Consider the following 10,558-nt stretch of genomic DNA (forward strand, 5'->3'; position numbering starts at 1 on the left):
TTGAGATTTTAGAAACATTATCTAAAGAATATAAAACGGCTTTAATTATTGTCACACACGATAATCGTATTAAAGCCAAATTCACCAATCAAATTACAATGGTATGATCGGAAAATTAGCATGGAAAAATATTTGGTTAAAACCATTGAATACCATTTTGAGCATTTTGTTATTAACGGCTTCAGTAGCCATTATAACAGTTTTAATTTTAGTTGAAAAACAATTCGAGGAAAAGTACCAAAGTAATTTAGACGGTGTCGATTTGGTATTAGGCGCTCAAGGAAGTCCTTTACAACTCGTGTTATCATCAGTCTATCAGGTGGATGATCCAACAGGAAATATAAGTTATGATTCGGTAAAAGTTTGGATGCAACATCCGTACGTAAAAAAAGCCATTCCGTTAGCGTATGGCGACAATTACGTGGGATTCAAAATAGTAGGAACAACACCAGATTACATAGAAAAATATCAGGCCAAAATAGCGGAAGGAAAAGTATTTGATCACAATTTTGAAGTCGTAATTGGAGCAGAAGTTGCCGAAAAACTGAATTTAAAATTAGGTGATACTTTCAAAGGTACCCACGGAAGCGCCACTGAAGGTGAAGTTCATGACCACGGAGAATATAGTATTGTAGGAATTGCTTCTAAAACAGGAAAAGTAATTGATAATTTAATTTTGTCAAATATTCCAACCGTTTGGCAAATGCACCAAGATGAAGGTCACGAAGAAGTTGCTGAAAACCCTGCTCACGGAGAACCTGGACATGTGCATGAAGAAGAAGAGCATGTTCATTCTGAGGCATGCCATCATGATTCTCATGAATCGGATATGACTATCGATGAGCCAAACATGGAAATAACTTCCGTTTTAATTGAGTTTAAAAACAAAATGGGTGTTTTTATGTGGCCAAATATTATTGCACAGAATACTAAAATGCAAGCCGCTTTGCCAACTTATCAAATGAACAGATTGTTCGATATGTTCGGTGTTGGATTAAATGCCTTGAAATATTTGGCATTCGGAATTATGTTAATTTCTGGAATATCAATTTTCATTGCTTTATTCAATACCTTAAAAGAAAGAAAAGCGGAATTTGCCTTAATGCGCGTAAACGGAGCCAAAAAACACCAACTGCTTTTAGTGGTGTTACTCGAAAGTATTTTACTTTGTATAGTTGGCTATTTTTTCGGAACTGTTTTAGGCAGATTAGGAATAGTGCTATTATCAAAAGCATCAGAATCAGATTTTAAATTAGGATTTGATCCTATGGAAATTATCTGGGAAAAAGAAGTACTTTTATTTGGGTTAACCCTTTTAATAGGATTATTAGCCGCTTTAATTCCGGCCATAAAAGCATATACAATTAATATATCAAAAACATTAGCAAATGCGTAATTCGATAAAAATGATGACGGCCTTATTAATTGGCGTTTTCTTATTCAGTTTTCAAAATCAAAGTGAAGAAGTTACTTTTTCCAATTCAAAAAAAGCATTTGCTGCAACAGATACTTTGACTTGGAAATTGTTAGGTGAAATTAAATACATGAAGAAAAAGCATGCGTCGTACGGCGAAGTTGATTTTCCAATTATCAATACCAAATTAAAAAAATTAGCCAAAAAAACAATTGTAATGAGTGGGTTTATTGTGCCTATTGATAACAAAAATTATGCTTTAAGCAAAAACGTTTTTGCATCTTGTTTTTTCTGCGGAAAATCAGGTCCAGAAACCATTATGGGTATTAAATTTAAAGGCGCGACACCAAAATTAAAAACAGATACTTATCTAACTATAAAAGGTACGTTTCGCCCGAATGAAGATGACGTAGAAGATTGGATTTATAATTGTGATAATGCCGAAATTGTAAAGGGAAAATAAATTTGGAAGATATAAAACACCTTTTTTTCGATTTAGATCATACGCTTTGGGATTTTGAGAAAAATTCAGGTTTAGCGTTTGAAAAAATATTTCGAGAACTAAATTTTAATATCGATTCTGAAGTATTTATGGATATTTATAATCCTATTAATGTTGCGTATTGGAAATTATATGAGAAAAACGAGATTGATCAAGAAACACTTCGTGTAAATCGAGTTAAAGACGCTTTTGAGGTACTTAATTTTGAGATTTCATTAGATCAAATTAAGACCATTTCACATCTATTTATTGAGTATTTAACATCAAATAATCATTTGATAGAAGGTACAATTGAAACGTTAGACTATTTAAAAGATAAATATATATTACATATAATTACAAACGGATTTTCATTTGTACAAGATGTAAAATTACAAAAAAGCAATTTGGATAAATATTTCGTTACAATTACCAATTCGGAAGCTGCGGGACATAAAAAACCTCATGAAAATATTTTCAAACATGCGTTATCTGTAGCAAACGCAACTAAAAAAGAAAGTATAATGATTGGTGATAGTTTTGAAGCAGATGTTTTAGGTGCGCTAAATTTCGGAATAAATGCCGTTTATTTTAATCCTAAGGCCGAAATAATTTCGCACAAACAAGTTCTTCAAATACAAAGTTTAACACAATTAAAAAATTTATTATGATGAAAAATCTCTCTATTTTAGCACTACTTTTCTTGTCATTTACCTCATTTGCTCAGGAAAACAAAGTAATTATTATTTCTAATAAATACGAATTTCAAAAAGAAAAAAACACCTACAACATTAATAATATGCTAAAAGCAATTTTAGTTTCAAATAATTATCAAGTGTTTTTTGATGATGAAGTTTTGCCTGTATCGATTGCTCAAAACAGATGTAATGCTTTAACCGGCGTTTTATTAGATAACAGTAATTTGTTAGTAACGAAACTAAAATTTCAAATTAGAGATTGTAAAAACAATTTACTATTTGAAACGGCAGAAGTAAAAACAAGAGAAAAAGACTATCAAAATGCTTATATTGAAACAGTTAGAATGTTAAGCCCGGAATTAAAAAAATATAATGCAACTGTAATTCAAGAGAAAGATGTTGTTGCAACACCAGAACTAGATGAAAGACTTAAAATTTCAGAATTTAAAACGTTTTTAAATTGTAGTTTTGTAAAAGTAGGTGATGGTTTTTCAATTTTTGATGTTAATCAGATACAGGTTTTAGAAATGAATATAACTTCTAGTCCCAATATATTTATTGCATTTAAGTATGGTGTAAATGGTGTTTATACGAAAACAGATAAAAAAGGTATTTTCGAATATTATTTTGAAGGTAAATATATGGTTGAAGAGTATTTGTTTTAGTTAATAGGTTAATTTTCTTTTACCTATTTGGTATAATTAAACTTAAAAATAGTTTAGCCACGAATTTTCGAATTATCATCAAAGATGATCTAATTTTTTCGTTTGTTAAGTAGATATTCGAGAATTCGTGGCAAAAAGAGTACAATTAATAACTATCTTAAGTTTTAAACCCAACACCCAATACCTTATACCCAATACCCAACACCCAACAACCAAAACCCAACTAATACCCATATTTATTTTTCCATCGGTTTTTTAAAAATTGACGAATTTCTTTTTCCCTGGCGTTTTCGCCTGGTTCAAAGAAAGTAGTTTCCGAAATTTCGGTTGGTAAAAATTCTTGTTCTGCAAAATTATTCTCAAAATCGTGCGAATATTTGTATTCCTCGCCATAACCTAATTCTTTCATTAATTTGGTTGGCGCATTTCTTAAATGTATCGGAACAGATAAATCTCCGGTTTGTTTTACTACTTGTTGCGCTTTTCCAATGGCCATATAACCGGCATTGCTTTTTGCAGAAGTGGCTAAGTAAATGGCACATTGACTTAAAATAATTCTGCTTTCTGGATGGCCAATTGTACTCACAGCTTGAAAGGCATTATTCGCCATAATAAATGCTGTCGGATTGGCGTTTCCAATATCTTCACTTGATAAAATCAACATTCTACGGGCTATAAATTTTACGTCTTCGCCACCTTCAATCATTCTGGCTAGCCAATAAACCGCGCCATTCGGGTCGCTTCCACGAATTGATTTTATAAATGCTGAAACAATATCGTAATGTTGTTCGCCTGTTTTATCGTACAATACCGTATTTTTTTGTACCAATTGCATTACTTTTTCATTTGTAATGTCAATGGTGTCGCCTTCAGTTGCGTTAATAACCAACTCAAAAACGTTTAATAATTTTCTACCATCACCACCTGATAATCTCAATAAAGCTTCGGTTTCAATTAAACTAATTTTTTTGGTTTTTAGATAGTCATCTGTCGCAATGGCTCGGTGTAAAATAGTCTCTAAATCTTCTTTTGTAAACGCATTTAATATATAAACCTGACATCGTGACAAAAGTGCAGGTATGACTTCAAAACTCGGATTTTCAGTAGTGGCGCCAATTAAAGTGATCCAACCTTTTTCTACTGCTGCTAAAAGCGAATCTTGTTGCGATTTGCTAAAACGGTGAATCTCATCAATAAATAAAATAGGATTTTTTGCTGTGAATAAACCACCGCTTTGTTTGGCTTTTTCAATAACATCTCGAATGTCTTTTACCCCCGAATTTATCGCGCTCAACTCGTAAAACGGTCGTTTACTTTCCTGTGCCATAATTTGTGCCAAGGTAGTTTTTCCTGTTCCTGGAGGCCCCCATAAAATTAAACTTGGAATAAATCCTTTTGCAATTTGTTGGGTCAAAGAGCCGTTTTCGCCAATCAAATGAGATTGGCTAATGTATTCTGATAAAGTTTTCGGACGAATTCGTTCTGCTAAAGGTGTTGTCATAAAGCAAATTTAAACAATGCATACTTCCCAAACAATTTTTTTTAATTTTAATATGATATGCCAAAATTTCATATCTTGTACTTTGGCTTCATTTTTGACTTTTGTTTTTATATTCAAAAATATTTTTTCAAGCTCAATCCTTTTGACTTTACGACATTTAAACTTTTGACTAACCAATGCTTAAATCATCAATAGATAAAAATTTTTATTTTTCACTTTCCGTGATGCTATTTCCGTTACTCTTTGTATTGTTGTTATGGATGACGTATTATTTGAATTTGCATTATTTTCCAGAACTGTATCAATATGGGATTTTGCCTAAGACGGTTAAAGGTTTGCGAGGCATTCCATTACATATTTTTATTCACGGAAATTTCAAACATTTGCTAAATAATTCTATTCCGATTTTCTTTTTGGTAATGGCTTTGAAGTATTTTTACCGCCAACAGTTTTTTAAAGTATTATTTTTAGGTATTTTATTTACTGGGTTAGGCACATGGCTTTTGGGTAGAAATTCCTATCACATTGGCGCTAGCGGATTGGTGTACTGTTTGGTGAGTTTTATCTTTTTTAAAGGCATTTTAACCAAATATTACCGATTAGTCGCTTTGTCTTTAACCATCGTTTTGTTATATGGAGGAATTATTTGGTATATGTTTCCCAATGCAGAAACGTTAAAGGGAAATGTTTCCTGGGAAGGTCATTTTGCTGGTTTTGTAACGGGTTTGATTATGGCAATTTTTATAAAAACACCTCAGTTTGACAAACCTATTTTCTATGATTGGGAACATCCAGATTTCGATCCAACTGATAAACCTTTCTTTAAACAATTTGACGAAAACGGCAATTTTATTAATCCACCAAAACCTGAAATTGTTGAGGAAATTAGTCAATTAGATAATTAGATAATTAGATAATTAGATAATTGTTCAGATAATTATCTAATTGGCACATTGACTATTGGCACATTGACTAATTATCTAATTAGAAATTCGTTGTCTCACTACTTCATACAAAAAAGCACCACAAGCTACAGAAACATTTAAAGATTCAATAGTTCCGTACATAGGTAATTTTGCTTTTTCATCCACCACTTTTAAAACAGAAGGGTTTACACCGCGTTCTTCGTTGCCCATAATAATTGCTACAGGAACTTTAAAATCGATATCATAAATGGTGTTTTCTGTTTTTTCAGTTGCTGCTACGGTTTTGATGTCACAACTTTGTAAATGAAAAACGGCATCTTTAATATGATCTACTTTACAAATAGGAATATTAAAAACGGCACCAGCACTTGTTTTTACAGTATCGCCATTTACTGGAGCCGAACCTTGTTTTTGAACAATAATGCCATTAACGCCAACACATTCTGCCGTTCTAATAATTGCTCCAAAGTTTCTCGCATCTGATAATTGATCTAAAACTAAGAATAAAGGCGTTTTGCCACTTTCTAAAGTTTGTTCAATTAAAGTATCTAAATCATGAAAAGCGATTGGCGAAATTGTTGCCACCGCTCCTTGATGATTTAAAGAAGTAAAACGATTCAGTTTTTCTACTGGCACATAGCTAAAATTTACATTATTTGCTTTTATAGCTTTCATCAAATCTTTCATTAAGTCGCCCTGAGCTTCTTTCTGAATAAATACTTTGTCTATAACTGCGCCCGAATGTATGGCTTCAATAATGGCTCTAATTCCAAAAATCTGATTGTCGTTTTTCATAGTGCAAATATAGGCAAGTTTATTCCAATTTATTTTAAAAATACGTTTTAAAACTAATTTGCACGATAGAATTAGAAAGTTTTATGGTTTGGTTTCCGGTATTTCCATTGGCGTACACTAAATTAAATAAGCCCCCGTTGCTTAGTAATCCGAAACCAAAACCCAGTCCGAAAAGTTGGTCTTTTGTGTCGTTGGCTTTGTCTTGGTAATAGCCAAAATCGGTAATGCTATAAAAATATAAATTTGGTGCCGCAACATATCTGTATTCGGCAAAAAGACCAGTAAAAATATTTCCCTGTAAGCTGTTTTCGTTAAATCCTCTTATGGATTGAATGCCTCCAAATCGGTACAATTCGTTTGTAAAATAATTATTACTTTGCAGATAATACGTGTCTGTTTTTATATGAATAAAGTTATTTTTATTGAGCTCGAGTAATTTTTGCAGTTGAATTTGAGCAAAAAACTGATTGGTTTTTACAGCGCTTGTAGTTCGTTTCCCCATTCCAAATTTTGTAAAAACGCTAAATTTATCTGGAAACAAAGAAGTGTCAAAATCTGATTTCTTATGTTCAAAAACGGAAGTGATAAATGTTGATTGTAAATCTTTAATGGTAGAAGCTGTAATTTTTTGAATGGCTTCCGAAACGTTGTCTTTATAACCCACAAAAACTTTGGTGTTGTAATTGATCATATAACCCAAATCGAAATCAAAACTACTATTTTGAAAAATGGTATCTTGTTTGAAGATTTTTAAATTTGTTTTTAATGCCATCGGACTCTTAAAAATATAAGCCAAATCTAAATTAACATTAAATGTGCTTTGTTTGTTTCCGTCATTTTTCCAATACAAATTAAAGCGTTCCCCAGAATTTAAATTGTTGAATAAGTTCAAATCCAAATAACCATTAAATTGTAATTTCTGAGTGACTTCTTTGTTTCCAAATCCTAAAAAACCATCAAAAGTGTTATTTTTTCTTTTTTCTAAATACAAATATACTTTTGTGGAATCTGTGGTGAGTAAAACTTCTGGATATTTAATCTGAGACACAAAAGGCAACGTATTAAAATCAGAATTAATTTTTTTAATTATCTCTTTATTAAAAGGTTTAGCATTGTATTTTCTTAAAAAAACTTTTTTAATACCTTCAGGAAATTGGCTATATCCTTGAAAAACCAATTGGTTAATCTTTCTGATTTTGTTTAATTCAATTACTAAATTAGCTTGTAAAAGGGTATTGGTTTTAGTAAAATTTTTTAATTGTATTTTGGATTGGGCAAAACCTTTTTTTTCTAAGACATTTAATTTTTCATTAATGTAATTTTCTGTGTTCGACAGCAAAATAATTTCAGAAGTGGTTAAGTTTAAAATTTCTTTTACTTCATTTTCTAAACTATCTATTTTAATTTCGATATTCTTAGTCAGATTTCCTAACTTATATATAAAGGTAAAACTACTATCGTTATTTTTTTTGGTTTGAAGCAATTCGTTTTCTAAAAAACCAATTTTTAGCAAACTTTGATTGAATGTTTTTTGAGTTTCTAAAATGGTTTTTATTTCGTTATGTTTTTTAGTGTAGCCAATACTATCAATTATTTTATTTTCAATGGGAGAACTTCCTTCAATTTTCAAATAAAATTGCTGACCATATATATAGGGTGTAATAAAAAAAAGAAAAAACAAATATTTCATAGCCCAAATATAACGTAATTTTTTTTGAAATTATTTTGTTGTTTAATTTTAAAAGGAACACAAATTTAAGATTTTGGACATTTTAACTTTAAGACATTCGACTAAATCTGGTTATCAAAAAGGTAGAAAATTAAAAATAAATAATTTAGAGTTTGGATAATTAAAAATAATTTCTACCTTTGCATCCCTTAAAATAAGGTAACAATAAACAAAGTTTAATTAAAATTTAATTATGCCAACAATTCAGCAGTTAGTTAGAACAGGAAGAACCAAAATAACTAAGAAGAGTAAATCGGCGGCTTTAGATTCATGTCCTCAAAGAAGAGGTGTATGTACTCGTGTTTACACAACGACTCCAAAAAAACCAAATTCAGCAATGAGAAAGGTAGCTAGGGTTCGTTTAACAAACGGAAACGAAGTAAATGCATACATTCCTGGAGAGGGGCATAATTTACAAGAGCACTCGATAGTATTAGTTAGAGGTGGAAGGGTAAAAGATTTACCAGGAGTTAGATACCACATTGTGCGTGGTGCTTTAGACACAGCAGGTGTTAAAGACAGAACACAACGTAGATCTAAATACGGTACAAAACGCCCTAAAGAAGCAGCTAAAAAGTAATTATTTAACACTTTTAAAGAAAAGACATGAGAAAAAGACAGGCCAAAAAAAGACCTCTTTTGCCAGATCCAAAATTCAACGATCAGTTGGTAACACGTTTCGTAAACAACTTAATGTGGGATGGTAAAAAATCAGTTGCTTTTAAAGTATTTTATGATGCTTTAGAGATAGTTGAAACAAAAAAACAAGATGCAGAGAAATCAGCATTAGAAGTATGGAAAGATGCATTAACAAACGTTATGCCTCACGTAGAAGTTCGTTCACGTAGAGTGGGTGGTGCTACATTTCAAATTCCAATGCAAATTCGCCCAGATAGAAAAGTATCTATGGCAATTAAATGGTTAATTCTTTACACTAGAAGAAGAAATGAAAAATCTATGGCTGGTAAATTAGCTGCAGAAATTTTAGCAGCGGCCAAAGAAGAAGGTGCAGCCGTTAAGAAAAGAATGGATACTCACAAAATGGCAGATGCTAATAAAGCATTCTCTCACTTTAGATTTTAATTTGAATAGAGATGGCTAGAGAACTTAAATATACAAGAAATATTGGTATTGCTGCTCACATTGATGCTGGTAAAACCACAACAACTGAGCGTATATTATTCTACACTGGTAAATCACACAAAATTGGTGAGGTACATGATGGTGCTGCAACAATGGACTGGATGGCTCAAGAGCAAGAAAGAGGTATTACAATTACTTCAGCAGCTACAACTTGTGAGTGGAATTTTCCAACTACACAAGGTAAATTGTTGCCGGAATCATTGCCTTATCACTTTAATATTATTGATACTCCTGGACACGTTGATTTTACTGTAGAAGTAAACAGATCTTTACGTGTATTAGATGGTTTGGTTTTTTTATTTAGTGCAGTTGATGGTGTTGAGCCACAATCTGAAACTAACTGGAGATTAGCAGATCAATACAAAGTACCACGTATCGGTTTCGTTAACAAAATGGACAGACAAGGATCTAACTTTTTGATGGTATGTCAACAAGTAAGAGATATGTTAAAGTCTAACGCAGTTGCAATTACTTTACCTATTGGTGAAGAAAATGACTTCAAAGGTGTTGTTGATTTAGTAAAAAACCAAGCAATTGTTTGGGATGATGCGGGAATGGGAGCAACTTATGAAGTTGTTGATATTCCAACTGATATGCTTGATGAAGTAAAAGAATACAGAGATATCCTTATTGAAGCAGTAGCTGATTACGATGAGAACTTGCTTGATAAATACATGGAAGATCCGGATTCAATTACTGAAGAAGAAATCAACATTGCATTAAGAGCCGCGGTTATGGATATGGCTATTATTCCTATGATTGCAGGTTCGTCTTTCAAAAACAAAGGGGTTCAATTCATGTTAGATGCAGTATGTAAATACTTACCATCTCCAATGGATAAAGAAGGTATTGAAGGAATTCATCCTGATGATGCTGAATTATTAGAAGAAGATCAAACTAAAATATTACGTAAGCCAGATGTTAAAGAGCCATTCGCAGCTTTAGCATTTAAAATTGCTACTGACCCATTCGTAGGTCGTTTAGCATTCTTCCGTGCTTACTCAGGTCGTTTAGATGCTGGTTCTTATGTGTTAAATACACGTTCTGGAAGCAAAGAAAGAATTTCTCGTATCTATCAAATGCACGCAAACAAACAAAATCCAATCGAATATATCGAAGCTGGAGATATTGGAGCGGCAGTTGGTTTTAAAGATATCAAAACTGGAGATACATTGTGTGATGAAAAACACCCAATTATTTTGGAGT

Annotated in this window: 11 protein-coding genes; 8 read left to right on the forward strand and 3 right to left on the reverse strand. The window is 31.9% G+C overall.

Annotated elements, in window-relative coordinates:
- Positions 1-103: 103 nt before the first annotated feature.
- From ACIQ2I_RS05460 to ACIQ2I_RS05475, 4 genes are read left to right on the forward strand one after another with little or no spacing between them, the layout of a single operon-like run.
- On the forward strand, positions 104-1,396 hold the full coding sequence (locus ACIQ2I_RS05460; RefSeq protein ID WP_396181425.1) for an ABC transporter permease: 1,293 nt from the start codon (positions 104-106) through the stop codon (positions 1,394-1,396).
- Positions 1,389-1,877, forward strand: a complete 489-nt coding sequence (locus ACIQ2I_RS05465) for a hypothetical protein (protein ID WP_396181426.1) — start codon at positions 1,389-1,391, stop codon at positions 1,875-1,877. The genes ACIQ2I_RS05460 and ACIQ2I_RS05465 overlap by 8 nt, the downstream gene beginning before the upstream one ends.
- A 2-nt stretch (positions 1,878-1,879) precedes the next feature.
- Complete coding sequence (locus ACIQ2I_RS05470) at positions 1,880-2,566, forward strand: YjjG family noncanonical pyrimidine nucleotidase (RefSeq protein WP_396181427.1); 687 nt, start codon at positions 1,880-1,882, stop codon at positions 2,564-2,566.
- Positions 2,563-3,258: a hypothetical protein gene (locus ACIQ2I_RS05475; RefSeq protein ID WP_396181428.1), complete on the forward strand. Its 696-nt coding sequence runs from the start codon at positions 2,563-2,565 to the stop codon at positions 3,256-3,258. Before ACIQ2I_RS05470 ends, ACIQ2I_RS05475 begins: the two co-directional genes overlap by 4 nt.
- Before the next feature lie 223 nt (positions 3,259-3,481).
- Here ACIQ2I_RS05475 and ACIQ2I_RS05480 read toward each other — a convergent pair whose 3' ends face one another.
- Positions 3,482-4,759, reverse strand: a complete 1,278-nt coding sequence (locus tag ACIQ2I_RS05480) for a replication-associated recombination protein A (RefSeq protein ID WP_396181429.1) — start codon at positions 4,757-4,759, stop codon at positions 3,482-3,484.
- 176 nt (positions 4,760-4,935) lie between these two features.
- Between ACIQ2I_RS05480 and ACIQ2I_RS05485 the strand changes: the two genes are divergently transcribed.
- A complete protein-coding gene (locus ACIQ2I_RS05485) occupies positions 4,936-5,664 on the forward strand; it encodes a rhomboid family intramembrane serine protease (protein WP_396181430.1) in 729 nt (242 codons plus the stop codon).
- Between the two features lie 75 nt (positions 5,665-5,739).
- Here ACIQ2I_RS05485 and rlmB read toward each other — a convergent pair whose 3' ends face one another.
- Positions 5,740-6,480, reverse strand: coding sequence for a 23S rRNA (guanosine(2251)-2'-O)-methyltransferase RlmB (gene rlmB / locus ACIQ2I_RS05490; protein WP_396181431.1), 741 nt, complete (start codon positions 6,478-6,480; stop codon positions 5,740-5,742).
- Between the two features lie 34 nt (positions 6,481-6,514).
- A complete protein-coding gene (locus ACIQ2I_RS05495; protein ID WP_396181432.1) occupies positions 6,515-8,110 on the reverse strand; it encodes a hypothetical protein in 1,596 nt (531 codons plus the stop codon).
- Positions 8,111-8,402: 292 nt separating this feature from the next.
- Between ACIQ2I_RS05495 and rpsL the strand changes: the two genes are divergently transcribed.
- From rpsL to ACIQ2I_RS05510, 3 genes are all read left to right on the forward strand, one after another.
- On the forward strand, positions 8,403-8,789 hold the full coding sequence (gene rpsL / locus ACIQ2I_RS05500; RefSeq protein ID WP_091314384.1) for a 30S ribosomal protein S12: 387 nt from the start codon (positions 8,403-8,405) through the stop codon (positions 8,787-8,789).
- A 26-nt stretch (positions 8,790-8,815) separates the two neighbouring features.
- Positions 8,816-9,292 carry a 30S ribosomal protein S7 gene (rpsG, locus tag ACIQ2I_RS05505; RefSeq protein ID WP_396181433.1) on the forward strand — a complete coding sequence of 159 codons (477 nt, stop codon included), beginning with the start codon at positions 8,816-8,818 and terminating at the stop codon, positions 9,290-9,292.
- Positions 9,293-9,303: 11 nt separating this feature from the next.
- Positions 9,304-10,558 (forward strand): elongation factor G (locus ACIQ2I_RS05510; protein ID WP_396181434.1); only part of this gene is annotated, 1,255 nt, incomplete at its 3' end.

The sequence above is a fragment of the Flavobacterium sp. genome (assembly GCF_044368995.1).
Lineage (GTDB): Bacteria > Bacteroidota > Bacteroidia > Flavobacteriales > Flavobacteriaceae > Flavobacterium.

Excerpts from the sequence above, each read along its gene's own strand:
- ACIQ2I_RS05460 (WP_396181425.1), top strand. The coding sequence starts at position 104 with ATGATCGGAAAATTAGCATGGAAAAATATTTGGTTAAAACCATTGAAT.
- ACIQ2I_RS05465 (WP_396181426.1), top strand. The coding sequence starts at position 1,389 with ATGCGTAATTCGATAAAAATGATGACGGCCTTATTAATTGGCGTTTTC.
- ACIQ2I_RS05475 (WP_396181428.1), top strand. The coding sequence starts at position 2,563 with ATGATGAAAAATCTCTCTATTTTAGCACTACTTTTCTTGTCATTTACC.
- ACIQ2I_RS05480 (WP_396181429.1), bottom strand. The coding sequence starts at position 4,759 with ATGACAACACCTTTAGCAGAACGAATTCGTCCGAAAACTTTATCAGAA.
- ACIQ2I_RS05485 (WP_396181430.1), top strand. The coding sequence starts at position 4,936 with ATGCTTAAATCATCAATAGATAAAAATTTTTATTTTTCACTTTCCGTG.
- rlmB (WP_396181431.1), bottom strand. The coding sequence starts at position 6,480 with ATGAAAAACGACAATCAGATTTTTGGAATTAGAGCCATTATTGAAGCC.
- rpsL (WP_091314384.1), top strand. The coding sequence starts at position 8,403 with ATGCCAACAATTCAGCAGTTAGTTAGAACAGGAAGAACCAAAATAACT.
- rpsG (WP_396181433.1), top strand. The coding sequence starts at position 8,816 with ATGAGAAAAAGACAGGCCAAAAAAAGACCTCTTTTGCCAGATCCAAAA.